The sequence below is a fragment of the Agrococcus sp. SGAir0287 genome (genome assembly GCF_005484985.1).
In the GTDB taxonomy this organism is placed as follows: Bacteria; Actinomycetota; Actinomycetes; order Actinomycetales; family Microbacteriaceae; genus Agrococcus.
On the sequence record NZ_CP027942.1, the window covers coordinates 2817431 to 2843228 of the forward strand.

General features: G+C 72.7%; 26 protein-coding genes. 14 read left to right on the forward strand and 12 right to left on the reverse strand.

Features of this window, described 5'->3' with window-relative positions; genetic code table 11:
* Window positions 1-62: 62 nt before the first annotated feature.
* The 3 genes from C1N71_RS13365 to C1N71_RS15055 all read right to left on the reverse strand — a co-directional run bounded on the left by C1N71_RS13365 (window position 63) and on the right by C1N71_RS15055 (window position 2236).
* A complete protein-coding gene (locus tag C1N71_RS13365; protein ID WP_137756857.1) occupies window positions 63-1373 on the reverse strand; it encodes an MFS transporter in 1311 nt (436 codons plus the stop codon).
* A 99-nt stretch (window positions 1374-1472) separates the two neighbouring features.
* A complete protein-coding gene (locus C1N71_RS13370) occupies window positions 1473-2102 on the reverse strand; it encodes an ArsR/SmtB family transcription factor (RefSeq protein WP_137756858.1) in 630 nt (209 codons plus the stop codon).
* On the reverse strand, window positions 2099-2236 hold the full coding sequence (locus C1N71_RS15055; protein ID WP_175414229.1) for a hypothetical protein: 138 nt from the start codon (window positions 2234-2236) through the stop codon (window positions 2099-2101). The genes C1N71_RS13370 and C1N71_RS15055 overlap by 4 nt, the downstream gene beginning before the upstream one ends.
* A gap of 194 nt (window positions 2237-2430) precedes the next feature.
* Between C1N71_RS15055 and C1N71_RS13375 the strand changes: the two genes are divergently transcribed.
* From C1N71_RS13375 to C1N71_RS13400, 6 genes are all read left to right on the forward strand, one after another.
* Window positions 2431-2799, forward strand: coding sequence for an FKBP-type peptidyl-prolyl cis-trans isomerase (locus tag C1N71_RS13375; RefSeq protein ID WP_137756859.1), 369 nt, complete (start codon window positions 2431-2433; stop codon window positions 2797-2799).
* 274 nt (window positions 2800-3073) lie between these two features.
* Window positions 3074-3805, forward strand: coding sequence for a FadR/GntR family transcriptional regulator (locus C1N71_RS13380; RefSeq protein WP_175414230.1), 732 nt, complete (start codon window positions 3074-3076; stop codon window positions 3803-3805).
* Window positions 3802-4668 carry an NAD(P)-dependent oxidoreductase gene (locus tag C1N71_RS13385; protein ID WP_137756861.1) on the forward strand — a complete coding sequence of 289 codons (867 nt, stop codon included), beginning with the start codon at window positions 3802-3804 and terminating at the stop codon, window positions 4666-4668. The genes C1N71_RS13380 and C1N71_RS13385 overlap by 4 nt, the downstream gene beginning before the upstream one ends.
* Before the next feature lie 49 nt (window positions 4669-4717).
* Window positions 4718-6040, forward strand: a complete 1323-nt coding sequence (locus C1N71_RS13390; protein WP_137756862.1) for an MFS transporter — start codon at window positions 4718-4720, stop codon at window positions 6038-6040.
* Window positions 6037-6924, forward strand: a complete 888-nt coding sequence (locus C1N71_RS13395; protein ID WP_137756863.1) for a transketolase — start codon at window positions 6037-6039, stop codon at window positions 6922-6924. Before C1N71_RS13390 ends, C1N71_RS13395 begins: the two co-directional genes overlap by 4 nt.
* Window positions 6921-7913, forward strand: a complete 993-nt coding sequence (locus C1N71_RS13400; RefSeq protein ID WP_137756864.1) for a transketolase family protein — start codon at window positions 6921-6923, stop codon at window positions 7911-7913. Before C1N71_RS13395 ends, C1N71_RS13400 begins: the two co-directional genes overlap by 4 nt.
* Before the next feature lie 85 nt (window positions 7914-7998).
* Here C1N71_RS13400 and C1N71_RS15405 read toward each other — a convergent pair whose 3' ends face one another.
* From C1N71_RS15405 to C1N71_RS13415, 3 genes are all read right to left on the reverse strand, one after another.
* Window positions 7999-9948: an LPXTG cell wall anchor domain-containing protein gene (locus C1N71_RS15405; protein WP_137756865.1), complete on the reverse strand. Its 1950-nt coding sequence runs from the start codon at window positions 9946-9948 to the stop codon at window positions 7999-8001.
* Between the two features lie 132 nt (window positions 9949-10080).
* Window positions 10081-10728, reverse strand: a complete 648-nt coding sequence (locus C1N71_RS13410) for a GntR family transcriptional regulator (protein ID WP_137756866.1) — start codon at window positions 10726-10728, stop codon at window positions 10081-10083.
* 168 nt (window positions 10729-10896) lie between these two features.
* A complete protein-coding gene (locus tag C1N71_RS13415) occupies window positions 10897-12243 on the reverse strand; it encodes an MFS transporter (protein WP_137756867.1) in 1347 nt (448 codons plus the stop codon).
* A 189-nt stretch (window positions 12244-12432) separates the two neighbouring features.
* Between C1N71_RS13415 and C1N71_RS13420 the strand changes: the two genes are divergently transcribed.
* The 4 genes from C1N71_RS13420 to C1N71_RS13435 all read left to right on the forward strand — a co-directional run bounded on the left by C1N71_RS13420 (window position 12433) and on the right by C1N71_RS13435 (window position 15366).
* Window positions 12433-13323 carry a sugar phosphate isomerase/epimerase family protein gene (locus tag C1N71_RS13420; protein ID WP_137756868.1) on the forward strand — a complete coding sequence of 297 codons (891 nt, stop codon included), beginning with the start codon at window positions 12433-12435 and terminating at the stop codon, window positions 13321-13323.
* Between the two features lie 41 nt (window positions 13324-13364).
* Window positions 13365-14135, forward strand: a complete 771-nt coding sequence (locus C1N71_RS13425) for an SDR family NAD(P)-dependent oxidoreductase (protein WP_137756869.1) — start codon at window positions 13365-13367, stop codon at window positions 14133-14135.
* Window positions 14136-14207: 72 nt separating this feature from the next.
* Window positions 14208-14534, forward strand: coding sequence for a putative quinol monooxygenase (locus tag C1N71_RS13430; RefSeq protein WP_137756870.1), 327 nt, complete (start codon window positions 14208-14210; stop codon window positions 14532-14534).
* 136 nt (window positions 14535-14670) lie between these two features.
* The gene (locus C1N71_RS13435; RefSeq protein ID WP_137756871.1) at window positions 14671-15366 is read left to right on the forward strand and encodes a GntR family transcriptional regulator; all 696 of its coding nucleotides are present in this window, start codon (window positions 14671-14673) and stop codon (window positions 15364-15366) included.
* Between the two features lie 30 nt (window positions 15367-15396).
* Here C1N71_RS13435 and C1N71_RS13440 read toward each other — a convergent pair whose 3' ends face one another.
* The 6 genes from C1N71_RS13440 to C1N71_RS13465 all read right to left on the reverse strand — a co-directional run bounded on the left by C1N71_RS13440 (window position 15397) and on the right by C1N71_RS13465 (window position 21691).
* The gene (locus C1N71_RS13440; RefSeq protein ID WP_254678015.1) at window positions 15397-16218 is read right to left on the reverse strand and encodes an NAD(P)-dependent oxidoreductase; all 822 of its coding nucleotides are present in this window, start codon (window positions 16216-16218) and stop codon (window positions 15397-15399) included.
* Between the two features lie 53 nt (window positions 16219-16271).
* Window positions 16272-17615, reverse strand: coding sequence for an NAD(P)H-dependent oxidoreductase (locus C1N71_RS13445; protein ID WP_137756873.1), 1344 nt, complete (start codon window positions 17613-17615; stop codon window positions 16272-16274).
* Window positions 17616-17768: 153 nt separating this feature from the next.
* The gene (locus C1N71_RS13450; protein WP_137756874.1) at window positions 17769-18779 is read right to left on the reverse strand and encodes a TRAP transporter substrate-binding protein; all 1011 of its coding nucleotides are present in this window, start codon (window positions 18777-18779) and stop codon (window positions 17769-17771) included.
* 35 nt (window positions 18780-18814) lie between these two features.
* Window positions 18815-20137: a TRAP transporter large permease gene (locus C1N71_RS13455; RefSeq protein ID WP_137756875.1), complete on the reverse strand. Its 1323-nt coding sequence runs from the start codon at window positions 20135-20137 to the stop codon at window positions 18815-18817.
* The gene (locus C1N71_RS13460; protein ID WP_137756876.1) at window positions 20137-20688 is read right to left on the reverse strand and encodes a TRAP transporter small permease; all 552 of its coding nucleotides are present in this window, start codon (window positions 20686-20688) and stop codon (window positions 20137-20139) included. The genes C1N71_RS13455 and C1N71_RS13460 overlap by 1 nt, the downstream gene beginning before the upstream one ends.
* Window positions 20689-20947: 259 nt before the next feature.
* Window positions 20948-21691 (reverse strand): hypothetical protein, encoded by a 744-nt coding sequence (locus tag C1N71_RS13465; RefSeq protein WP_137756877.1) that lies wholly within the window; start codon window positions 21689-21691, stop codon window positions 20948-20950.
* Window positions 21692-21863: 172 nt separating this feature from the next.
* Between C1N71_RS13465 and C1N71_RS13470 the strand changes: the two genes are divergently transcribed.
* From C1N71_RS13470 to C1N71_RS13485, 4 genes are read left to right on the forward strand one after another with little or no spacing between them, the layout of a single operon-like run.
* Window positions 21864-22871 carry an iron-siderophore ABC transporter substrate-binding protein gene (locus C1N71_RS13470; protein ID WP_137756878.1) on the forward strand — a complete coding sequence of 336 codons (1008 nt, stop codon included), beginning with the start codon at window positions 21864-21866 and terminating at the stop codon, window positions 22869-22871.
* Complete coding sequence (locus C1N71_RS13475; RefSeq protein WP_175414231.1) at window positions 22868-23902, forward strand: FecCD family ABC transporter permease; 1035 nt, start codon at window positions 22868-22870, stop codon at window positions 23900-23902. Before C1N71_RS13470 ends, C1N71_RS13475 begins: the two co-directional genes overlap by 4 nt.
* Window positions 23903-24964 carry a FecCD family ABC transporter permease gene (locus C1N71_RS13480; protein ID WP_137756879.1) on the forward strand — a complete coding sequence of 354 codons (1062 nt, stop codon included), beginning with the start codon at window positions 23903-23905 and terminating at the stop codon, window positions 24962-24964.
* Window positions 24961-25779, forward strand: coding sequence for an ABC transporter ATP-binding protein (locus tag C1N71_RS13485; RefSeq protein WP_137756880.1), 819 nt, complete (start codon window positions 24961-24963; stop codon window positions 25777-25779). The genes C1N71_RS13480 and C1N71_RS13485 overlap by 4 nt, the downstream gene beginning before the upstream one ends.
* Window positions 25780-25798: the final 19 nt, after the last annotated feature.

A 25798-nucleotide genomic window follows, 5' to 3' on the forward strand; every position in this document is an offset into this window, starting at 1 on the left:
GTGGTCCGCGACACGCCGCGCGAGGCGCCACGAGTGCCCAATCGAGCGCAAGCAGTGACCAATCAGGAGGGCGCGGATGCCGGCAGCTCGCCGCGGGGTCGCACGAGCGCGCACACGATGCCCGCCACCACCATCGCCGCGGCGCAGATCGCGACGAGGATGCGGAAGTCGATGACGGCGAGCAGCGCGGCACCGAGCGCGAGGAAGCCGAGCTGCGGCACGTTGATCGCGGCGTTGAGCGCTGCCGACGTGCGGCCCTGCAGCCGCGGCGGCGTGACGCGCTGGCGGTACGTCACGACGCCGACGATCGCCCACGGCACGCTGAAGCCGATCAGCAGCTGCGCCGCGCTCATGCCGGCCCAGCGCATCCATGCCGCGTCCGGCTGCACGATCAGCACCGCGAGCCCGACGACGAGCCCGGCGCCGAGCAGGGCGAGCCCCCACGCGACGAGCAGGCGCTCGCCCGTGCGGCGCATCGCACGTGCCGCGGTCAGGCCGCCGACGACGGCGCCCGCGCCCTGCACGGCCTGCAGCGGTCCGAGCGCCTCGGGCCCTGCGCCCGTGCCGACCTCGACGAAGGGGAACACGGTCGCGTTCAGCAGCCCGTTCGCTGCGAACGCGAGCGCCATGACGATCGTGAGGAGGCGCAGGGTCGGCTCCGAGAGCAGCTGGCGGAAGCCCGCCGTCACCTGCCGCGCCCACGGCTCGTGCGCATCCTCGAGCACCGCGGGCGACTCGTCGATGCGCACCGTCATGAGCACGATCGCCGTGGCGAGGAAGCATGCGGTCGTCAGCAGCACGACGGCCCACGGCCCCAGCGCGACGTAGAGCACGGTGCCGAGCGGCGGGCTCACGATGCGCATCGCGTTGTCGATCGACGAGAGCGTGCCGTTCGCCGAGCCGAGCTCCTCGTCGGGCAGCAGGTCGCGCAGCAGCCCGGACTGCGCGGCGCCGGTGACGTTCGCGACGAGCCCGTAGCCGAACGTCACGACGAAGATGAGCCAGACGTCGCCCGCACCGCGCACGAGCAGCAGGCAGGCGACGAGCGCCGCGCCGCCGAGGTTCGCGGCGATGAGCAGCCTGCGACGCGAGACGCGGTCGACGACGTGGCCGACGAACGGCGCGAGCAGCGTCGGCGCGCCGAGCGCGAGGAAGACGAGCGCGCCCGCGGCATCCGATCCGGTCAGCTGCCGCACCCACACCGCGAGCATGAGGTAGAGCGCGCTGTCGCCGAGGTTCGTCGCGACCCAGCCGACCGTGAGGCGACGGAAGGCGGGCCGGCGGAAGGGCGAGGCCGGGACTGCGGGCGCGGTGGCGATGCCGGCGGGCGGCGCCGGCGGTGCCGGCTCTGGGGTCTGGGTGGGGTCGGCCATGGTCGCTCCGGGGTGCGTGCGAGGGATGCGGTGGGCGGTCGCGCGGGCGCGACGGGATGGCGCGACGCCGGCGCCGGCGCGCGCTGGAGGCTGGAGGCGTCAGGCCTCGGGCGTGGGCGGGGTCCTGGGATCCGGGTTGAGCGTCGCGAAGAGGTGGCCGCGGCGACTGCCTGGCGGTCGCTTGGCGGGGTCGGCCGCGCGGCCCGCGAAGCGGTCGACCAGGTGGCCGATCGTCTCGGCGAGCTCGCGCATCTCGTCGGCCGTGGCCCAGAAGTCGGAGGTGTTGACGACCATCGCGCGGACCCACTCCGGATCCTCCGGCGGGGTGGTCGTGAGGTACTCCATGACCCGGCTCGCCTCGCGCTGCACGTAGAGCGCGCCGACGGCGGCGGACGAGCGGATGGATGCCGGGTCGTGCTCGTCCGGGGTGAGGTTGCGGCCGCGATGCGCGGGCCGCCACGGCTTCGCTGTGCCGCGCTGCTCGCCGCGCACGATGTAGCCGGCCTTCGCGAGCTGCCGCAGGTGGAAGGAGCAGTTCGACGGGCTCTCGCCCACCTGCTCGGCGATCTCGGTCGCGGTCGCCTCGCCGAGCTCGTCGAGGACCGCGAGGATCTCGACGCGCAGCGGGTGCGCGAGCGCTCGGAGCATCGCGGGATCGCTCGTGACGAGCATCCCGCGATCCTCGGCGGACGCGCCGTCGGGCTCGCCGTGCCGCTCCTCGTGCGTCATCGGGCGAAGCCGTGCGTGGCGATCGCCGTCTGGCGCGCCTCGACGTAGCCCTGCTCGGCCGCCGCGGCGATGCGGCGGGCGCGGTGCACCTGCTCGTCGCGCCGCGTGGTCGCGGTGTCGTGAATGCGTCGCATGGTCGGCTCCTCTCGTGCTCCTCGGATGAGGCGATGATTGAAAGACTACTTTCAAAGCGATTGCTTCGCAAGACTTCTTTCAGACGGGCTGCTCGCGATATATCGCGAATGGCTCGGAGGTCACGATATATCGCGTTCGCGGGCGACGCAAGCATCGATCCCGAATCGACTCGCGCGTGCGGTTGGATGGAGGCATGAGCGACCTGACCCGTCCCGAGATCGACGCCCCCACGGGCCCCGCCCCCTCCGAGCTCGTCATCCGCGACATCGTCGTGGGCGACGGCGCCGAGGCGACGCCCGGCGCGACCGTCGAGGTGCACTACCTCGGCGTCGAGCACGACTCCGGCGAGGAGTTCGACGCGTCGTGGAACCGCGGCCAGTCGATCGAGTTCCCGCTGCGCGGCCTCATCGCCGGCTGGCAGGAGGGCATCCCGGGCATGAAGGTCGGCGGCCGCCGCGAGCTGACGATCCCGCCGCACCTCGCCTACGGCCCGGCCGGCGGTGGCCACCGCCTCTCGGGCAAGACCCTCATCTTCGTCATCGACCTGCTCGGCGTGCGCTGACCCGCACCCGCACGCACCTCGCGCAGCGCTCTCCGCGCCCAGCGTATCCACGAGGCCCCCGCCACCCGGCGGGGGCCTCGCTGCGTCTCCGCCTGCCCATGTCTGCCGCAGATCTGAGGTTTTCGGCCCTTTCTGACGTCAGAAGGGGCCGAAAACCTCAGATCTGCGAGGCGGGGGACGCGGGCGGTGTTGACAGCGGGGATGGGCGGGCGTACCGTGATGGATTGGTCGGACCAATGTGGTCAGACCAATGCGAGACTCGATGGAGAGAGACATGGACGATGCGCTCGACGCCCTGGTGGCCCGCCTCGTCGACCTCTCGACCGTCGATCGCGACGGCGCTCGCCGCCTCCCGCCCGAGCGGGAGCTCGTCGAGCAGCTCGAGATGAGCCGCGGCTCGCTGCGCGAGCGCCTCTCGCAGCTCGAGTCCCTCGGCATCCTCGACCGCCGCCAGGGCCACGGCACCTACCTGCGCTCCCCCGGCTCCTCCGTCGTGCGCACGACCTTCGCCCTCATGGGCGCGCTCGGCGGCGTCCGCCCCGAGCAGATCGACCAGGCGCGCGAGATGCTCGAGATCGTCACGACCGTCGAGGCCGCGAAGGTCGCGACCGACGACGACGTCGCCGAGCTCGGCCGCCTGGCCGAGTCGATGGTCGACGCGACCGCCGCCGGCGAGCACGAGGCGGGCCTCGAGGCCGACCTCGCGTTCCACCGCCACCTCTTCACGATCGTCGGCAACCCCATCCTCGACGTCCTGCAGGACGGCCTCGCCGGCATGCTGCGCGACACGCTCGCCGCGCGCCGCGCGAAGGCCCTGCGCACCGAGACGCCCGCAGCCGACGGCACCTACCTCACCGACACCGTGCACCGGCAGATCGTCGCCGCGCTCGCCGAGCGCGATCCCGACGCCGCGCGCATCGCGATCCGCCACCACTTCGACCACCACGACGCCGTCGTCGGCAGCACCGACGACGACGTCACCGCCCGGAGGGACACCCACGCATGACCACCGCCACCTTCGTCGGCCTCGGCGCCATCGGCACGCCCATGTCGCAGCGCATCGCGGGCGCCGGCTTCGCCGTCACGGGCGTCGACCCGTTCGAGGCAGCCCGCGAGCGCGCCGTCGCCGCCGGCATCGACGCCGTCGCCTCCATCGCCGAGGCCCCCACGACCGGCGCCGTCGTCGTCATGGTCGCCACCGGCGAGCAGCTGGATGCGCTCGTGACCCAGGCCGAGCAGGCCGGCGTCGCCGCCGACCGCCTCTGGATCGTCATGTCGACCGTCGGCCCCGCCGCCGTCGAGTCGGCGGGCGCGCGGCTGCAGGGGCTCGGCGCGCGCGTCGTCGACGCCCCCGTCACGGGCGGCGTCGCCCGCGCGACGACCGGCGAGCTCATCATCTTCGCCTCGGGCGCGCAGGCCGACCTCGACGAGGCCGCCGCCGTGCTCGCGCCGCTCGGCACCGTGCGCGTCGTCGGCGACGCGCTCGGCCAGGGCCAGGGCATCAAGGTCGTGAACCAGCACCTCTGCTCCGTGCACATCGTCGCCGCCGCGGAGGCGCTCGACCTCGGGCGGCGCCTCGGCCTCGACCCCGCCGCGGTGCTCGACCTCGTCGCCGGCGGCGCCGCCGGCTCGTGGATGCTGTCGGACCGCGGCCCCCGCATGCTCGAGGACGACCCGCAGGTCACCTCCACGATCGGCATCTTCGTGAAGGACTCGGGCCTCGTCGCCGAGGCGGCCGAGGCCGCCGGCGCCGAGGTGCCCGTGCTCGCCGCCGCGCGCGAGCGCTACCTCGCCGCCGCCGACGCCGGCCTCGACCGCGCCGACGACAGCCAGGTCATCCGCACGTACCAGACCCCCTCCCAGCACTAGCAGCACCTCCGGCGGCGCCGTCGCCGCCCCATCACCACCAGGAGCATCCATGTCCGCACCCACCGTCTCCGGCGCGACGCCGAAGAAGGACAACGCCGTGAAGGTGTCGCTCGCCTCGATGATCGGCACGGTCGTCGAGTCGTACGACTTCTTCATCTACGCGACGGCCGCCGCCACCTACTTCGGCACGGTCTTCTTCGCCACCGACGACCCCATCGTCGGCGCGCTGTACTCGTTCGCGACGCTCGCGATCGGCTTCCTCTTCCGCCCCATCGGCGGCTACCTCGCCGGCCACTTCGGCGACCGCATCGGCCGCAAGCGCGTGCTCATCTGGTCGCTCGTCGTCATGGGCGTCGTCACGACCCTCATCGGCGTGCTGCCGACGTTCGCGACCATCGGCATCGCCGCGCCGATCATGCTCATCGTGCTGCGCATCATCCAGGGCGTCGCCTACGGCGCCGAGTGGGGTGGCGCCGTGCTCATGGCCGTCGAGCACGCGCCCGAGCGTCGTCGTGGCTTCTTCGGCGCGCTGCCGCAGATCGGCATCCCCGGCGGCCTCCTGCTCGCCAACGGCGTCATCCTCGCCACGTCGGGCCTCCCGGGCGACTGGGCATGGCGCGTGCCCTTCCTCCTCGCCTCGGTCATGGTCATCATCGGCCTCTTCATCCGCCTCAAGGTCGCCGAGAGCCCCGCGTTCGAGGCCGTCAAGGAGCAGGGCGAGGTGCTGAAGGCGCCCGCGCTCGAGGCCATCAAGCAGGACTGGCGCTCGATCCTGCGCGTCATCGGACTGCGCCTCGCCGAGACCGGCGGCTACTACGTCACGACGTCGTTCGTCGTCTCCTACGTCGGCCTCGCGGCCATCACCGACTCGCGCAACGTGCTCGTCGGCACGCTCGTCGGCTCGGCCATCGGCCTCGTGAGCCACCTCGCGTACGGCGCATGGAGCGACCGCATCGGCCGCAAGAAGGTCTACCTCATCGGCTCGATCTTCACGATCGCGTTCGGCATCCCGATGTTCCTGCTCATCAACACCGGCTCGCTCGTCATGATCGTCGTCGCCGTCGCGCTGTCGCTCGTGCTGAGCCACGACCCGATCTTCGCCGTCGAGTCGAGCTGGTTCTCGGAGCTGTTCCCCGCGAATCGCCGCACGTCGGGCATCTCGCTCGGCTACAACGGCGCCGCGATCGTCGCCGGCTTCCTGCCCTTCATCGCCACGGCCGTCTACGGCGCCGTCGGATGGATGGGCCCGGCTCTGCTGTTCACGCTGCTCGGCGTCATCTCGACGGCCGTCGCCATCACGGCGCGCGAGACCGCGCCCGCGATCGTCGGTACCGCGAAGGCCGAGCAGCCCATCCTGGAGGGAGTCCGATGACCACCGTCGCACCCGCGACCACCCGGGCCGAGCGCCTCGCGCGGCTCGCCGAGCACGCCTTCAACGTGCGGATGCACGCGCTGCACATGGGCGAGGTGCAGGGCCAGGGCTACGTCGGCCAGGCGCTCGGCGCCGCCGACATGCTCACGGTCGCCTACATGGACCAGCTGCGCTACGACGTCGCCGACGAGCACTGGGAGGGGCGCGACCGCTTCCTGCTCTCGACCGGCCACTACGCGATCGGCCTCTACGCGGCGCTCGCCGAGGCGGGCATCGTTCCGCTGGAGGAGCTCGAGACGTACGGCTCCGACGACTCGCGTCTGCCGATGTCGGGCATGGCGTCGTACACGCCCGGCATGGAGATCTCGGGCGGCTCGCTCGGCCACGGCCTCACGGTCGCGGTCGGCATGGCGCTCGGCCTGCGCCACCGCGGGCTCGTCGAGCAGCGCGTCGTGAACTTCCTCTCCGACGGCGAGCTCGACGAGGGCTCGACGTGGGAGGCCGCGATGGGCGCCGCCCACCACCGCCTCGGCAACCTCCTCGCGCTCGTCGACATGAACGCGCTGCAGGCCGACGGCCCCGCGCAGGGCGTGCTGCGCACCGAGCCCGTGCTCGAGAAGTGGCAGGCGTTCGGATGGCACGCCATCCGCGTCGACGGCAACGACCTCGGTGCGCTCGTGGATGCGTTCGACGAGGCCCGCTCGGTCGCGCAGCCCGAGGGGCAGCCGCAGGTCATCATCTGCGACACGAAGGTCGGCTCCGGCGTCGAGCTGCTCGAGCAGCGGGAGAAGGCGCACTTCATGCGCATCGAGGAGCACGAGTGGGCGATCTGCCGCGAGCAGCTCACCGCCCGCTACGAGGCAGCCAAGGAGGCAGCACGATGAGCACCACGGCAGCGCCCAAGCTGAAGACGAGCGCGATGATCGCGTCGTTCGCGGATCCCGGCCAGAAGACGGCGCCCGCGCCGTTCGGCCACGCGCTCGCGAGGGCCGCGGAGCAGGACGAGCGCATCGTCGGCCTCACCGCCGACCTCGGCAAGTACACCGACATGCACATCTTCGCCCAGGCGCATCCGGACCGGTACTTCCAGATGGGCATGAGCGAGCAGCTGCTCTTCGGCGCCGCCGCGGGCATGGCGGAGGCTGGGCTCACTCCCTTCGCGTCCACCTACTCGGTGTTCGCCGCGCGTCGTGCGTACGACTTCATCTGCCTCGACATCGCCGAGCCGAACCTCAACGTCAACGTCGTCGGCGGCCTCCCCGGCCTCACGACCGGGTACGGTCCGAGCCACCAGGCGACGGAGGACATGGCGATCTTCCGCGGCATGCCGAACCTCACGATCGTCGACCCGTGCGACTCGATCGACATCGAGCAGGCCGTGCCGCAGCTCGCCGCCTCCGACGGCCCCACCTACTTGCGCCTGCTGCGCGGCAAGGTGCCGACGGTGCTCGACGAGTACGACTACGCGTTCGAGCTCGGCAAGGCCAAGGTGCTGCGCGGCGGCGCCGACGTCGTGCTCGTCTCGTCGGGCCTCATGACGATGCGGGCGCTGCAGGCGGCAGAGCTGCTCGCGGCGCACAAGGTCGACGTGGCCGTCGTGCACGCGCCGACGATCAAGCCGCTCGACGTCGACACGATCGTCGCGGAGCTCGACACCCCCCGCCTCGCGGTGACGCTCGAGAACCACTCGGTCGTCGGCGGGCTCTTCGAGTCGGTCGCCTCGGCGCTCGTGCGCCGCGGCGTCACGCGGCGCGTCGTGCCCGTGGGCCTGCCGGACGCATTCCTCGACGCCGGCGCCCTGCCGACGCTGCACGACCGCTACGGTCTGTCGAAGGAGAAGGTCGTCGAGACGGTGCTCGCCGAGCTCGGCTGACCCGCACTCCACCGGACCGCGGCACGGCGGCGATCCCCAAGGTCGCCGCCGTGCCGCCTCTGCGTGCGGCCCGCGCCGCGATGGATCAGGCCGGTCGCCGCCGCAGGACGAGCGTCACGCCGAGGACGAGCAGCAGCGCTGCGAGCGCGGCCGGCACGGACGCATCCGCAGCACCGGTCTGCGGCAACGCGGACGGGGCAGCAGGCACCGCGGCACCGGGCTGCGGCGCGACCGGCGCGGGCGCCGCGGCGACGACCTCGAGCGGCACCGACGCGACCTCCTGACCGTCGAGCAGCAGCGCGAGGCGATGCGCACCGATCTCGGCGGTCGTGGGGATCGTCACCTGGGCATCGATCGTGCCCTCGGCGGTCGATACCGCGGTGCCGAGCGCGAGCGGCGTCGAGCGCAGTTCGAGCGCGTACTCGGTGTCGAGCAGCAGGCCCCACGCCTCGACCGACACCGTCGCACCGGGCAGCACGCGGCTCGAACCGTCGATCGCGATGCCGGGCACGGCGATCCGCCCGCTCGGAGCCGTCGCGACGACGTACGGCTGCGTGTCGGGAGCGCTGAGCGTCGCCTCGGCGAAGACGACCTCGCCGGCGAGGTCGGCGGTCATGGCCAGCTGCGCCGAGGTCGCGCCCGCGATGGGCGTGCCGTCCTCGAGTCGCCACTGCCACGCCACGGCCGTCGGCTCGGGCGTCCAGGTCGCGAGGTCGATGGATGCGGTCAGCACGCCCCCGAGCACGTTGCGTCCGCCGAGCGTCGGAGCATCGCCGGGCACGAAGGACCGCAGGTGCACCGTGGCGCTGAAGGCCGAGTTGGCGGTGACGTACGACTGGGTGCCCGGAGCCTCGAGCGTCGCGACGACGTAGACGGGCGTGCCGAGCAGCTCGCTCGTGACGAGCAGCGAGTCGGCGTCGTCGAGCACCTCCGCTCCCGTGTCGACGCGGTACCAGGTGAAGCGCACCGTCGTCGGCGCGGGCACGGTATCGGACGTGTCGAGGGCGACCCCGAGCGTCGTGCCGACGACCCCCGACCCCTCGACGACGGGCGTGCCGACGCTCGAGAACTCGCCGAGGCGCACCGCGGCAGAGAAGGGCGAGTTGGTGGTGACGACGTCGAGCGCGTCGGGCGCCGACAGCGTCGCGAGCACGTAGACGCCGGTGCCGAGCAGGGCCTCGGTCGCGACGAGCGTCGCGCCGCCCTCCTGCACGAGCGCTCCCGTGTCCACGCGGTACCAGTCGAAGGTGACGCTCGTCGGGGTCGGCGTGGTGCCGGACGCGTCGTAGGACGCCGTGAAGGTGGAGCCGACGACGCCCGAGCCTGCGATCGACGGGGCGCCGACCCCGGTGAACTCGCCCAGCCGGACGGTCGCGGAGAACGGCGAGTTGATGGTGCGGTAGTCCTGGACCCCGGGTGCCGACAGCGTCGCGAGCACGTACACCCCGACGCCGAGCAGTGCCTCCGTCGCGACGAACGTGGATCCGCCCTCCTGCACGAGCGCTCCCGTGTCGTACCGGTACCAGTCGAAGGCGACGGTCGTGGGCGCCGGCGTCGTGCCGGAGGCGTCGTAGGACGCCGTGAAGCTGGAGCCGACGATGCCGGAGCCCGAGATCGACGGCGCACGGACGCCCGCGAACTCGCCCAGCCGGACGGTCGCCGAGAACGGGGAGTTGGTCGTGCGGTACGACGGCGTGCTGGGCTCGCGCAGCGTCGCGAGCACGTAGACGCCGGTGCCGAGCAGGGCCTGGGACGCGACCAGGGTCGATCCGCCCTCCTGCACGAGGGCACCGGTGTCGACGCGATACCAGTCGTAGTCGACGCTCGTCGGCGTCGGCGACGTCGTCGACGCGTCGTACGACGCGGTGAAGGTCGAGCCGACGATGCCGGTACCCGAGATCGACGGTGCGCCGACGCCGGTGAACTCGACGGCGGCCGTGGCGACCGCGGGCGTCATCGTGAGGCCGAGCGCTGCGACGACGGCGACGAGCGCGGACGTCAGGCGGACGCGGAGGGAGGGGCGGGGTGCAGACACGACGTGTCCCTTCTCGGCCGCTCCGCCGGGCGCTCTCGCCCGTGATGAGGATGGCTCATGCCGAGGCTAGCGTGGTACGGAGGATTCGTCACGCATCGCGAGGCGGAGGAACGGCCTCGACCCGCGGCCAGGCTACGACGTGAGCGTCGCCGCCGCGTCCATGTGATGCGCGCGGATGACCGTGACGGCGTGCTCCTCGTCGCCCGTCTCGATCGCCTCGACCATCTCGACATGCCGATCGGTGTCCATGTTCGACGTGGCGCGATCGAGACCCGCGTACATGATCGACATGCGGATCGAGCCCTCGAGCTGCTGCCACTGGTGCACGAGCGTCGCGTTGCCGGGGAAGGACACGAGCGCGCGATGGAACTCGAGGTCGGCCTCGATCAACGCCGTGACCGAGCCATCCTCGGCCGCACGCATCCGCTCGATCGCCGCGTGCAGCACGGGGCGCGCCTCGGCGATCCGGTCCGTGGCGATGATGATGCGGGCCGCGAGCGCCTCGAGCGCGCCGCGCACGAGGAAGATGTCCTCGATCTCGCGAGCGTCGAGGTTGCGCACGCTGAGCCGGCCGCGCGCCCCCGACTCGAGCAGCCCCTCCTGCTGCAGCTGCCGCATGGCCTCGCGCAGCGTGCCGCGGGAGATGCCGAGCCGGTCGGAGAGGTCGGTCTCGACCATGTGGGTGCCCGGCGCGATCTCGCCGCTCGTGATGGCGCGTCGCAACGAGTCCACCGCGAGCTCGCGGAGATTCGTGCGATCGAGCCCGACGAGTGCGCTCATGCCGTCCCCCTGGTCCTTCCGACGAGGATACGGGGCGGATGCTGCGTGCATCCGCCCCGTCGTGGTGGGCGCCCGGCCGCAGTGTCGCTGGCAGCGACCGGACGCCTGTCCGCACGGTGCCCGCCCGCTGTGCTGGGCGGCGGCCGGGCACCGGGTCGACGGCCCGCGTCAGCCGACGCGGGCGAGCCCCTCCGCGTCGGCGGCGGCCTCGGCCTCGTCCGCGAGGCGTCGCTCGCGCGGGCCCCACGTCTCGCGCGTCAGGAGCGCGGCGACGAGGCCGATGAGGGCGTAGGTGCCGAACAGCAGCGCCGGGCCGAGCCAACCGAGCCACACGAACAGCAGCGTCGTGATGAAGGGCGTGAATCCCGAGACCATCGCCGAGAACTGGTACGCGAGCGAGGCGCCCGACGAGCGGGTCTTCGCCTGGAAGAGCTCGGGGAACCACGCGCCCTGCGCGCCGGCGAGGGCGTTCTGGCACACCGAGTAGGCGAGGATCATCGTGAGCACGATGAGGATGAACAGGCCCGTGTTGACGAGCAGGAACATCGGGATCGCGAAGATCGCGGCGAAGAGCGTCACGGCGATGTAGAGCGGGCGTCGGCCGACGCGGTCGGTGAGCGCCGCCCATCCCCAGGTCGCGAAGACGCCGATGCCGGCGCCGATGCAGAGCGCGGTGAGCGTCTGCGAGGGCTCGGCGAGGCCCTCGTCGTTGATGTAGCTGATCATGTAGGTCACCGACACGGCGTAGCCGGCGGTCTCGGCGACGCGCAGACCGATGCCGCGCAGGATGTTGCGCCAGTCCGTCCTGATGACCTCGACGACGGGCGCCTTCGCGACGATGCCCTGGGTCTTCACGTCCTCGAACACGGGCGACTCGGGCACCTTCGCGCGGATCAGCAGGCCGACGACGACGAGGACGATGGATGCGAGGAACGGCACGCGCCACGCCCAGTCGCCCGGCAGGTGCACCGAGACGAGGAAGGTGAGGTTCGCGAGCAGGAGTCCGACGGGGAAGCCCGCCTGCACGATGCCCGTGAAGGCGCCCTTGCGCCTCCATGGCGCGTGCTCGTAGCTCATGAGGATCGCGCCGCCCCACTCGGCGCCGAACGCGACGCCCTGGACGATGCGCACGGTGACGAGCAGGATCGGGGCGAGGATGCCCACCTGCGCGTACGTCGGCAGCAGGCCGATGACGAAGGTCGCCAGCCCCATCGCGATGAGCGAGGCGACGAGCACGGGCTTGCGACCGATCCTGTCGCCGAGGTGGCCGCCGATGACGCCGCCGAGGGGGCGGGCGAGGAAGCCCACGCCGAGGGTCGCGAACGACAGCAGCGTGCCGACGAGCGGATCCTCGGAGGGGTAGAAGACGGTGCCGAAGTAGAGGGCTGCGGCGGTGCCGTAGCCGATGAAGTCGTAGGTCTCGATCACGGCGCCGACGCCGGAGCCGACGGCGACCTTCTTCGCATCGGGAGTGCCGCGGACGGGTCCGCGCATCGCAAGAGCCTCGGTGCTCATGGGTTCCTCTCCTGGTCAAGGATGCCTCGGCGGGAGGGGCTCACGAGCCACACGACGCTGCCGGCAGACGCCAGCATGCACGGAATTGTGTTGACTGTCAACAGTCGACTCGCTACCCTCGCAATCGGCGCGGATCCTCCGCGCGGCTCGGCGCGGAGCGGACCTCGCGCCACGGTGAGGATGGCGACGATGACGTTCCCCGATCGGCTCGGCTGCTCGACGATCTCGTTCCAGCACCTCGCCCTGCCCGACGCCCTGCGCGACGTGCGCGCCCTCGGCTTCCAGGAGATCGACCTCGGCGCCCTCCCCGGCGTCTGCGACCACGTGCCCTTCGAGCTCGACGACCGCGCCATCGACGCCGTCGCCGCGACGATCGCCGACGCCGGCATCCGCGTGCGGTCGGTGAACGGCGACGTGGGCGACCTCAACGTGCCCGCCGCCGACCCCGCGGCCCGTCGCGAGCACCTCGAGCGGCTCCTGCGCCTCACCGCCGCGATCGGTGCCGAGGCGCTCGTGCTGCCGTGCGGTGCGCTCGACCACGAGCCCGCGGCGACGCTCGAGGTGGACGTCGCGCGCGTCGCGCACGAGCTCGCCGTCGCCGGCACGCTCGCGGAGGAGCACGGCACCCGGGTGTGGGTCGAGTCCATCCACTTCCTGCGCCTGTGCTGGAACGCCGAGCGCGCCGCGATGCTGCACGAGCGCACGCCGGCGTCGGTGCGCGCGGTGCTCGACCTCGCCCACGTCGTCGCCGCGGGCGACGACGTGGCTGCGGTCGTGGATGCGTGGGGCGACCGCACCGCGCACGTGCACCTCCGCGACGCGGTGCGCGGCGACTTCGCCCGCCCGATCGGCGGCGGCGACGTCGACCTCGACGCGGCCTTCGCCGCGCTCGCGTCGGTCGGCTACGAGGGCGGCTTCACGCTCGAGCTGCCGGCGCGGGCCTACACCGACGACGCGACGGCGACGTCGAGCCCCGCGTTCCGCGCCGAGCGGCTCGCCGCGATCGACGCGGCGGCTCGCCACGTCGTCCCCAAGCTCGAGGCCGCCGGCCTCGCCCACCGCGGCGTGCAGATCCGCTGACGCCGCCCGAAGTCCCGCACCGCATCCGAAGAGGGAGCAGCATGACCACCACCAGGACCGCCATCGTCACGGGCGCCACGAGCGAGCGCGGCATCGGCATGGCCGTCGCCGATCGCTATGCGGCCGACGGCTGGGCCATCGTGATCCTCGACCTCGACGGCGAGCGCGCCGCGCAGGTCGCCGCCGAGATCGGCGAGCGGCACGGCGTGGCGCACTTCGGATCCGCGGTGAACGTCGCCGAGGAGGCCGCCGTCGAGGCCGCGCGCGCCGCCGTCGCCGCCGAGGTCGAGGCGGGTCGCCTGCCCGTCGTCGGCGCGCTCGCCAACATCGCCGGCATCACCTCGCCCGTGCCGTTCCTCGAGACCGACCTCGCGCTGTGGAACACCGTCATGGCCGTGAACGCGACCGGCACCTACCTCGTGACGAAGGCGTTCCTGCCGCCGATGCTCGAGGCGGGCTTCGGCCGCATCGTCAACATGTCGTCGGTGTCGGCGCAGCGCGGCGGCGGCGTCTTCGGCAAGGTGCCCTACTCGGCGGCGAAGGCCGCGATCCTCGGCTTCACGAAGGCGCTCGCGCGCGAGATCGCCGACTCGGGCGTGACGGTGAACTCTGTGACGCCCGGCGCCGTCGACACGAACATCCGCGTCGGCACGACGCCCGAGCTCGAGGCGCGCATCGCCGCCGACATCCCCGTCGGCCGCGTCGCGACCACCGACGAGATCGCCGCGGTGTTCGCGTTCCTGTCGAGCGATGGCGCGTCGTACCTGCAGGGCACGAACATCGACGTCAACGGCGGCAGCCACATGCACTGACGCCGGACGCGACGCTGCGCGTCGCCCGACGCGCAGCGCCCGCCAAGGCCCGACCCATCGAGAGGACACCCCATGAGCGACGCCCCCGTGGTCGTCATCGCCATCTTCCGACCCGCCGCCGGCGCCCGCGACGACGTGCTCGCAGCGCTCGGCCGCGCGATCCCGCGCGTGCACGAGGAGGAGGGCTGCACGCTCTACGCCATCCAGGAGGCCGCCGACGGCGTCATCTGGATGGTCGAGCACTGGACGTCGCAGGCACTGCTCGACGCGCACGGCGCCGGGCAGCCGGTCGCCGACCTGAACGCCGACCTCGAGGGGCTGCTGACCGAGCCCGTCGAGGTCATCACGGCGGCGCCGATCCCGTTCGGGGATCCGGCGAAGGGGCTCGTCCGCGCCTGAGCGCCCGGGCTGTCGACAGTTCGACACGGTAGGCTCGCGACACGTCGCCGCCACGGCGCACGTCCCGCGTCGACCCAGGAGCCCGCGTGCGTCATCCTCGCCTCGAGCAGCGGCGCACAGCGCTGGGCACCAGGCAATGAGCGAGACCGGCTTCCCGACGCTGTCGTCGATCGAGCGACTCACGAGACGCGAGCTCATCCTCGACCGGCTGCGATCCTCCGTCGCGTCCGGCGAGCTGCCCCCGGGCACCCACCTGGGCGAGACGGAGCTCAGCTCCTCCCTCGGCGTCTCGCGCGGCACGCTGCGCGAGGCGCTGCGGCACCTCGAGGAGGAGGGGCTGCTGTCGCGGGACGCGCGCGGCAGGCTCTCGGTGCGCGTCGTGAGCCTCGCGGAGGTGCGGGACATCTTCGACGTGCGCTTCGCGCTGGAGTCGTTCGCGGCGGAGGTCGCGTGCAGCAGCCCGGCGCTGCCCGCCATCGTCGAGCGGCTCCGGGCCGCGCTCGCGCGGCTCGAGGCGGCAGAGCGCGAGGACGTGCCTGCGCGCATCGACGCCGACCTCGCCTTCCACGAAGAGATCTGCGCCGCGAGCGGCAACGCGACGCTCGTGGAGTCGTGGCGTCGCGTCTCCGGCCTCGCCCGCGTCGCGATCCTCGCCGCCGGACGCGAGACCGCGGTCGCCAACATGTCCGCGGCGCGGCACGAGCCCATCGTCGACGCGATCGCGTCCGGCGACGCATCCCTCGCCCGCGCGGTGCTGCGCGAGCACTCCGCCGCCGCCAGGGACCTCGTCGCGCAGCGCATGGCCGAGGAGGACGCGAGCGAGGCTCGCTGACGACTCGCGAGCGGCGAGCGGCGACGCGGCTCAGCCCGCGATCGTGCGGTACACGCCCGTGTGGTCGAGCGCGCCGTCGCCGGCGTCGACCGCCTCCTCGAACAGCGCGAGCGCGCGCTCGCCCAGCGGCAGCCGCAGCCCCGCGTCCGCCGCGGCGTCGCGCGCGTAGCGCAGATCCTTCACCTGGTAGTCGATCGTGCCGCCCGGTTCGAACGTCTCGTCGACCCAGTGGTGGCGCTTCTGCCGCAGCACCTCGCTCGACGCGAGGCCTGCGCCGAGCGCGTCGGCGAGCGCGTCGGCGTCGAGCCCGGCGGCGCGCGCGAGCGCGAACGCCTCCGACAGGGCCGCGACCGTCTCGGCGACGACGAGCTGGTTGCAGAGCTTCGCGGTGGCGCCCGCGCCCGTGGGCCCCATCCGGGTCACGCGGCTCGCGCACGGCGCGAGCACCTCGGCGAGCGTCGCCGCCTGCGCGGCCGTGCCGCCGACCATGATCGACAGCCGGCCCTCCGCGGCGCCCACCACGCCACCGGACAGGGGCGCGTCGACGACCTCGACGCGCCCCTCGAGCTCGGCGGCGAGGCGCCGCAGCGCCACGGGCGAGACCGTGCCGCAGACGACGAGCATCGGCGTGCGACGCGCGTCGCGCCAGCCGGCGAGGAGGCCGTCAGGCCCCTCGAGCACCGCACGCACCTCGTCGAGATCCGGCAGCACCGTGATCGTGACGTCGCTGGCGGCGAGCGCCGGGGACGCCGCGACGCGCACGGTCGGATGCTCGGCGGCGAGCGCCTGCGCGCGCGCCGCCGAGCGGTTCCAGACGGTCAGCGCCCCTGCCGAGGCGAGCCGTCGAGCCATGGGCCGTCCCATGGCGCCGAGGCCCACGAGCGCGAGCCCTCGGCTCGACGCCGTCATCGGACGGCGGATGCCGCGAGCGCCTCGGTCTCGCGTCGCAGCTCGATCGCCTGTGCGAGCGAGTCGTCGATCTCGACGTCGTCCCAGCGCACGGACTCGCCCTGCCGGACGTCGCGGCGCAGCGGCACGTGATGCGCGAGCGCGACCGGCAGGTAGCCCTCGCGCACGGACGTCCGCGCGGAGACGAGCTTGCCGTAGACCGCGAACCCGCCCTCGCCGTCGAGCGTCGCACCGGCCGCGAGATCCGTCTTCGCCGTCGCGACGACGTCGGCCGTGAAGCCGACGGCGGTGCCGGTCGCGACGCCGCGCAGGACGGCGTTCGCGATCGACACGTTCAGCTCGAGGCCCACGTAGTGGTACGGGCGGTAGAGCGCCGCGTACTGCCCCGTCGGGTCCGGGTGCCACGGGTACTCCTGGAAGCAGCTCGCGACGTAGTCGTTCGTCGCCTTCACGACGACGAAGACGCCCTCCTGGGTGTTGTGGGGGATCCAGTCGCCCTCGCGCGTGTACGACGACATGACGTCGACGGTGCCCTCGTGCTCGAGCACGCCGCCGACCTCCTTCGGACGGCAGACGGTCGCGATCTCCTCGAGGTTCCCGGGCGTGAACGTGAGGCCCGCGTCGCCGGGCACGAGCCCGGCCGCGTTCGCGACGGCCGCCATCTCGATGGCCGCCTTCGTGCCGTCTCGGAACGAGGTGTGCATGTTGGGGTTCAGCTGGCCCGACTGCTTGAGCTCGTCCGAGAACTCCCAGTGGTCCCAGACGTTCGCGGGGTTCATCTGGTGGTAGCCCGGCAGGTACTTGGCGCCCTTGCCGGCGCAGACGACGTCGAAGCCCGACGTGCGCGCCCAGTCGATGAGCTCCCAGATCAGCGCGGGCTGGTCGCCGAACGCCATCGAGTAGACGACGCCGGCCTCCTTCGCGCGCTTCGCGAGCGCGGGGCCCGCGAGCGCATCCGCCTCGACCGTGACCATCATGACGTGCTTGCCCGAGTCGATCGCGGCGAGCGCGTGCGCGATGCCGACGATGGGGTTGCCCGTCGCCTCCACCACCACGTCGATGTCGGTGCGGAAGAGGTCCATCGCGTTCGCGATCACGGCGGTGCGGCCCTCGGCGAGGTCGTCGACCGAGTCGACGATCGCATCCTCCGGCCATCCGACGCGAGCGAGGGACTCGCGCGCCCTGGCCGTGTCGATGTCGGCGATCGCGGCGACGCGGATGCCGGGGATGTTCCTGGCCTGCGACAGGTACATGGTGCCGAAGCGGCCGGAGCCGATGAGGCCGACCCGGATGGGGTCGCCCGCGGCCTCGCGCTCCTGCAGCAGCTCGTGGAGGTTCATGGTGATGCCTTCCTGCTCGGTGGGATGCCGACGCGTCGAGCACGCGGGCATGGCGAGGTGGCGCCGACCGTGTCCGAGCGCACGGGCGGCGGGTGGGGGCGCGGGGCCCTCGGATGTCCAGGTCCGAGAGCCCCGCGTGTTCGGGGGTGCCGATCACATGGCGCGGATCTCCTCGACCCACGTCTGCACCTGGTCGGGCAGGCCGTCGACGACGGGCTGGGTCGCCTCGACCCATGCGTCGCGGTCGGTGATCTCGGCGAACACTGCGCCGCCGGCCTCGAGCTCGGCGCGGTACTCCTCGTTCTGCGCGATCGTGTTCTCGGTGTACTCGACGCCGACCTGCTCGGCCGCGTCGCGGATGATCGTCTGCTGCTCGTCCGTGAGGCCCTCGAGGGCCTCCTCCCACAGGATGAAGTGGTAGTTCGCGTAGACGTGGTTCGTCTCGGCGATGTACGGGTTCACCTCGTAGATCGAGTTGAAGAGGATGGCGTCGACCGGGTTCTCCTGGCCGTCGATGACGCCGGACTCGAGCGCGGAGTAGACCTCGTTGAAGGGCAGCGCCTCGGCGCGCGCGCCGATCGACTCCCACGTCTGCAGCATGGTGGGTGCGCTCGGCGTGCGGATCGTCATGCCCTGCACGTCGGCGATGGATGCGACGGGGTCGCTCGTCGTCAGCACGCGCGGGCCGCGGTAGAGGTTGCCGATCGGCTCGTAGCCCGACGCCTCGCTCACGGCGTCGACGATCTCGGTGCCGAGGTCGCCGCTCCAGACCGCCTCGAACTGGTCGTAGTCCTCGTAGAGGAACGGCGCGGTCTCGACGCTCGCGAGCTCGGTGTACGACTCGAGCGAGAGGAGGCTCTCGATCACGATGTCGGTCGAGCCCAGCTGCAGGCCCTCGATCATCTCCTCCCACGTGCCCAGGGTGGACGCGGGGTGGATCTCGACCGTGATCTGACCGTCGGAGGCCTCGCTCACGAGCTCGGCGAAGCGGATCGAGGCGTCCTGCCGCGCGTCGGTGTCGCTGCCGGCGTGGCCGAGGACGAGGGTGAGCGGCTCGCTCTCGCCCGACCCCGAGGGGGCCGAGTCGCTCGGACGGCAGCCCGTGAGGGCGACGAGGGCGATGGCGCCGACCGCGACGCTGCGGACGATGGTGCGCTGATGCATGGTGCTCCTTGGTGGATGGGTGGGGCGGGACGAGGTCACGGCATCATCAGGTTCGGCAGCCAGAGCGAGATCTCCGGCACGAACGTGATGAGCAGCAGGAAGAGCAGGCCGGCGAGGAGGAAGGGCAGCACGGCCTTGACGGCGCGCAGCATCGAGACCTTGCCGATCTCGGCCGCGAGCATGAGCCCGATGCCGACAGGCGGGGTCAGGAGGCCGACGCTCAGGTTGACGACGATGATGATGCCGAGGTGCACGGGGTCGATCCCCGCCTCCACCGCGACCGGGTACAGGATCGGCGTGAGGATGATGAGGGCGGCGTTCGCCTCGATGAACATCCCGACGACGAGCAGCACCGCGTTGATGAGCAGCAGCAGGATGATCGGGTTCTCCGTGACGGCGAAGATCGCCTCGGCGGCCGTCTGCGGCACGAAGCCGAGCGTGAGCGCCCACGAGTAGATCTGCGCAGCTGCGAGCACGAGCATGATGAGCCCGACCACGAGCGCCGAGTCGGCCATGCCGAACACGAAGCGCTTCCACGTCAGCTCGCGGTACACGAAGATGCCGACGACGAGGGCGTAGACGACGGCCACGGCCGCGGCCTCGGTGGGGGTGAACCAGCCGAAGCGGATGCCGCCGAGGATCACGATCGGCAGCAGCAGGGCCGGCGTGGCCTTCCACAGCGACGGCCAGAACCTGGGCCGGTCCTCCTTCGCGATCGTGCCGATCGGGCGATGCAGCATCTTCGCCTCGGCGATCGCCTCGTCGGTGAAGCCGAGCCAGCGCGAGGTCACGTGCACGACGACCATGAGGATCACGACGTAGAGCAGCGCGGGCACGATGCCGGCGAAGAAGAGCGCGCCGATCGACGTGCCGCTCACGACGCCGTAGACGATCATCGTGATCGACGGCGGCATGATCGGATCGACGACGGGCGCCGCAGCCATGACGGCCGAGGCGTACGCGGGCTTGTACCGACGCTCCTTCATCGCGGGGATGAGGATGCGGCCGAGGCTCGAGATCGATGCGACGGCGGAGCCGGAGATGCCGCCGAAGAACAGCGACGAGAGCACCGTGGTCTGTGCGATGCCTGCGCGCATGCCGCCGACGATCGAGTCGGCCAGGTCGAGCATGCGCTTCGTCATCCCGCCCTCGTTCATGACCGCGCCCGCGAGCACGAACAGCGGGATCGCGAGCAGCGGGAACGGGGTCATGCCTGCGACGAGGCGCTGGGCTCCGACGGACAGCGGGGCGTCGGTCGTGAGCCAGATCGCCACGAAGGACGCGGCTGCGAGCGCGAAGCCGACCGGCACGCGCAGCAGCATCGCTGCGCCGAAGCTCGAGAGGATCGTCGGTCCCATCACACCTCTCCCTTGATCACGATGAGGTCGGCGGGCTGATGGATGAGCGGGGCGTCGAGCGGATCCTCGCCCTCGTCGGCGTTGACGCTGAGCCACCAGGCCTCGACGGCGAACACGAGCGCGAGGGCCGAGCCGACGGGTACGGCGAGCGCGACCCAGCCGGTCGAGATGCCGAGGCCGGGCGCCGTGCGGCTCCAGGCGGCGCCGAGGCCCTCGATGCCGAAGGCGAGCAGCAGCAGGAGCGTGCCCGCGACGATGAGGAAGGCGACGGAGTCGATGAGGCGAGCGAGCCAGCGTCGGTAGGGCACGTACTCCCAGATGTCGAGCACCATGTGCCGTCCGCGCCGCACGCCGAGCGCGATGGCCAGCATCGCGAGCCACACGAACGCGTAGGACGCGAGCTCGGCCGTCCATGCCGTGGAACCCCTCGTGACGTAGCGCGCGAGCACCTGCCACATGACGCCGACGATGACGAGCCCGAGCAGCAGGATGCACAGCATCTGCACGGCGAGATCCAGCCGATCGAGCAGCCGGTGCAGCGCTCTCTTCATGCGTATCGCTCCTTTGCGATGCGGCCTGGTACGGCGCGAGCCCTTGAGGAGGGCCGTCGAACCGCCCTTCGTGTTCGACTGTTGACAGTAGAACACGAGCGGCGCGCTGGGTCAAGCGTGGCGACCGCGAACGGTCGCGCGATCGCATCGCGGCTGCTCGGGTCGCCGATCGCGGCGCCCCCGAACGCACGACGCGTCTGCCTCGCCGACGGGGGCTCCCGCCGAGGAGCGAGCCGTCAGGCGAGACGCTCGCCGCGCGTCAGTGCGGCTGGTGGTGGTGCCGCAGGAGCGACGACCAGGAGGGCTCCTCCGGCTCGACCTCCGGCGCCGGCGGGCGCATGCGGTGGGCGACGAACCACCACGCGAGCATGGCGGTCGCCGAGGCGATCGCGACGTTCATCGCGCACGCGATCAGCAGCCCGACGACCGTGCCGACCGCGACGAGCCCACCCTCGGCGAGCCCTGCGATGCCGCGCTCGAGCAGCGGCGAGAGCAGGCTCGAGAAGGGCGCGGTGAAGATGTTGAGCACGATGCGCCCGGCCAGCGCGAGCGCGAACGCGGCGAGCGTGAGGCGCACGGGATGCGCGAGGCCCGCGGCGCGCAGCACGCGGACGCTCACGAGCCCGCCACCCGCGGCGAGCGCGATCCCCGCGACGACGAGCAGCGCGGCCACCCACGGCCACGGGCCCGCGTAGAGCTGGGCGACGCCGTCTGCGACGACGCCCGGCTCCACCTCGGGCAGCACGTCGGCGAGCCGGCGCACGACGGAGTCGAGCACGAGCGGCAGCAGGAGCAGCAGCACGCCGAGGCCGACGAGATCGGCGCCGAGCAGCAGCATCGCGCCGCCCACGCCACCCGCGAAGCGCGCACGCTCGAGCTGCTCGGGCGGCAGCGGGGGCCGCGGCGGCGGCGCGATCGACGCCCGATAGGCACGCTCGGCCTCGGGGCTGTGACCGACCGAGGATGCGGGCGTGCCCAAATCCTGGCGTTCGTCGGTCGTCACCGCTCCATCGTGCTGGATGCGCCTGTGCCGCAGGTGGGAGCGAGACGGGAACGCCGGCGTGCATCGGATCGGGTGACGCCCGGATCGCGCTGGGGACTTTGGTTAGGCTACCCTCACCAACGAGCGCGACGTCGCGCCGCCTCCCCTCCCCATGCAGATCGAAGGCAGTCCCATGCAGCGAGCCCTCCGGCTCTCCCTCGCCCTCCCCATCGTGGCCGCGCTGGCCGCCTGCTCGTCGACCGCCGCCCCCGGCGACGGCGCCGCGTCCGGCGACACGATCACGATCGAGCACGCGTTCGGCACCACCGAGATCGTCGGCACCCCCGAGCGCGTCGCGACGGTCAACTGGGCGAACCAGGACATCGCCCTCGCGCTGGGCGTCGTGCCGGTCGGCATGGCGGCGCAGACCTACGGCGACGACGACGGCGACGGCGTGCTGCCGTGGACGGCGGAGGCCCTCGACGAGCTCGGCGCCGAGACGCCCGCGCTCTTCGACGAGACGGACGGCATCGACTTCGAGGCCGTCGCCGAGTCCGACCCCGACGTCATCCTCGCCTCCTACTCGGGCCTCACCGAGGAGGACTACGCGACGCTCAGCGAGATCGCGCCGACCGTCGCCTTCCCCGAGTACGCGTGGGGCACGCCGTGGCGCGAGTCGCTCGCCATCACGGGCCAGGCGCTCGGGCTCGAGGACGAGGCCGCAGCCGTGCAGGCCGACATCGAGGCGCAGATCGCGGCGGCGACCGAGGGGTCGGCGTTCGCGGGCCTCTCGACGGCCATGGTGTTCGTCGACCCCACCGACCTGTCGACGATCAGCGCCTACACGCCGCTCGACACCCGCGTGCAGTACCTCGAGGACCTCGGTCTCACGACCGCCGGCTCGGTCACGAGCCTCGGCGAGGCGAACGAGGGGCAGTTCTTCGGCGCGGTGAGCGCCGAGCGGGCCGACACGTTCGACGACGTCGACCTGTTCGTCGCCTACGGCGACCAGTCGCTGCTCGAGGCGATGCAGGCCGACCCGCTGCTCGGCACCATCCCCGCCATCCGCTCCGGCGCAGTCGCGCTGCTCACCGATGGCACTCCGGTCGCCGCGGCGCTCACGCCGACGCCGCTGTCGATCCCGTGGGCGCTCGACGACTACGTCACGACCTTCGACGCCGCCGCGCAGCAGGTGCCGTGACCACGACGACGATCGCCGCGCGACGCACCGCGTCGCGCGCGCCCAGGACCACGATCGCCCTCGTCACGAGCGCGGGCATCGTGGTCCTGGCGATCGTCGCCTCCCTCGCGCTGGGCGTGCGCGACGTCGACCCCGCCACCGCGCTCCGTGCGGTCCTCGACTCGACGACGGGCGGGCTCGACGCGATCGCGGTGCGCGAGCGCATCCCGCGCACGGTGCTCGGGCTCGTCGCGGGCGCCGCGCTCGGCCTCGCCGGGGCGCTCATGCAGGGCGTCACGCGCAATCCCCTCGCCGACCCCGGCATCCTCGGCGTCAACGGCGGCGCCGCGCTCGCCGTCGTCGTCGGGATCGCGTTCCTCGGCATCGTCTCGCCGTGGCAGTACCTCGCGCTCGCGCTCGTCGGCGCCGCGCTCGCCGCGACCTTCGTGTACGTGGTCGGCTCGCTCGGCCGCGGCGGCCCCACGCCCATCAAGCTCGCACTCGCGGGCGCAGCGACGAGCGCGGCGCTGTCGTCGCTCGTCGGCGCGATCCTGCTGCCCCGCACCGACGTCATGACGATCTTCCGCCAGTGGCAGATCGGCGGCATCGGCGGTGCCGAGTGGGATCGGATGGCCGTCGTCGCCCCCGTCATCGGCGTCGCCGCCGTCGTCGGCCTCCTGTGCGCACCCGCGCTCGACGCCATGGCGCTCGGCGAGCAGGCGGCGACGGGACTCGGCGTGCGCACGGGCGCAGCGCGCCTCGTCGCAGCCGTGGCCGGCGTCGTGCTCTGCGGGGCGGCGACGGCGCTCGCCGGCCCCATCGGCTTCATCGGCCTCGTCGTGCCGCACGTGCTGCGCCTCCTCGTCGGCGCGAACCACCGCGCACTGCTGCCCGCGTCGCTGCTGGGCGGCGCCGGCCTGCTGCTGCTCGCCGACGTCGTCGGCCGCCTCATCCAGGACACCGCCGAGGTCGAGGCCGGCATCGTCGCCGCGTTCGTCGGCGCGCCCGTGCTCGTCCTCATCGCCCGACGAACCCGCATGCAGGGGCTGTAGATGACCATGACCGCCGCACCGCCCGCCACGATCGACGTCGCCGCGCTCGTCGCCGCCCGCCGCCGACGCGGCCGTCGGGCGCGCATCGTCACGGGGATCCTCGCGGGCGCCGCGCTCACGCTCCTGCTGCTATCCGTGATGCTCGGCGACACCGTCTACTCGCCGGCGCAGATCCTCGGCGTCGTCGGCGGCGCCGTGCTCGGCACCGACGCCGACGGCGCCTTCACGATCGGGACGCTGCGGATGCCGCGCGCCGTCATGGCGCTGCTGGCCGGCTTCGCCTTCGGCCTCGCAGGCTCGACCGTGCAGCGCCTGCTGCGGAACCCGCTCGCGAGCCCCGACATCATCGGCATCACCGCCGGCGCCTCGGCGGCCGCCGTGTTCGGCATCCTCGTGCTGCGCTGGTCGGGCGCGTCCGTCGCGATCCTCGCGCTCGTCGTCGGCCTGCTCACGGCCGCCCTCATCCTCGCCGTCTCGGTCGGCTCGGCTGCGAGCGCGCGCATCATCCTCGTCGGCATCGGCATCGGCGCCATGCTCGACGCCGTCGTCGGCTGGCTGCTGCTGCGCGCCTCCTCCTTCGACGTCGCGACCGCGATGCGCTGGCTCTCCGGCTCGCTGAACGGGATGCGGTGGGAGGACGTCGTGTGGCTCGCGGTCGCGCTCGCGCTCTTCGCGCCGCTGCTGCTCGTGCTCTCGACGCGGCTGCCGCAGCTCGAGCTCGGCGACGCGGCCGCGATCGGGCTCGGCGTGCGCGCGAGCCGCGTGCGGCTGCTGCTCCTGCTCGGCGCCGTCGCCCTCTCGGCCGTCGCGACGAGCGCGACCGGCCCCATCGCCTTCGTCGCCTTCCTCGCCGGCCCCATCGCCTCGCGGCTCGTCGGACCGGGCGCCCCGGCCGTCCTGCCCGCCGGCCTCACGGGCGCGACGCTCGTGCTGCTGTGCGACCTGCTCGGCCAGCACGCCTTCGACCTGCGCTTCCCCGTCGGCATCATCACGGGCATCGTCGGCGCCCCGTACCTGCTCCTGCTCCTCGCTCGCCAGAGCCGCTCCGGAGGTTCCCTGTGACCGCTGCACCGATCGCCACGGCCGCGACCTCGCTCGCCGCGCACGACGTCGTCGCCGGGTACGGCGACCGCACGGTGCTCGACCATCTCGGCATCGAGGTGCCGGCCGGTCGCATCAGCGTCATCGTCGGCGCGAACGCATCCGGCAAGTCGACGCTGCTCGGCGTGCTCGCCCGGCTGCTGCGCCCCTCGACGGGCACCGTCGTGCTCGACGGCGCCGACATCCACGGCATGCCCTCGCGGGCGCTCGCGCGCAGGCTCGGCCTCCTGCCTCAGACGCCGATCGTGCCCGAGGGCATCGTCGTGGCCGACCTCGTCGCCCGCGGCCGGCATCCGCACCGCAGGCTGCTGCAGAGCTGGGCCCCCGGCGACGACGCCGCCGTCGCCCGCGCCCTCGAGCTCACGCACACGGTCGAGCTCGCCGACCGTCCCGTCGACGAGCTCTCGGGCGGGCAGCGCCAGCGCGTGTGGATCGCGATGGCGCTCGCGCAGGAGACCGACGTGCTGCTGCTCGACGAGCCGACGACGTTCCTCGACCTCGCGCACCAGATCGAGGTGCTCGACCTGCTCACCGACCTCAACCGCGCGCGCGGCACGACGATCGCGATGGTGCTGCACGACGTCAACCTCGCCGCGCGCTACGCCGACCATCTGCTCGCGGTCAAGGAGGGGCGGCTCGTCGCGGCAGGGGCGCCGGGCGACGTGCTCACGAGCGAGCTCGTGCACGAGGTCCTGGGGCTCGACGCCCTCGTCGTCGAGGATCCGGTGAGCGGCGGTCCGCTCGTCGTGCCGCGCGGTCGGCACCACGCGCGCTGACGGCGCGTCGGCGTCGGCG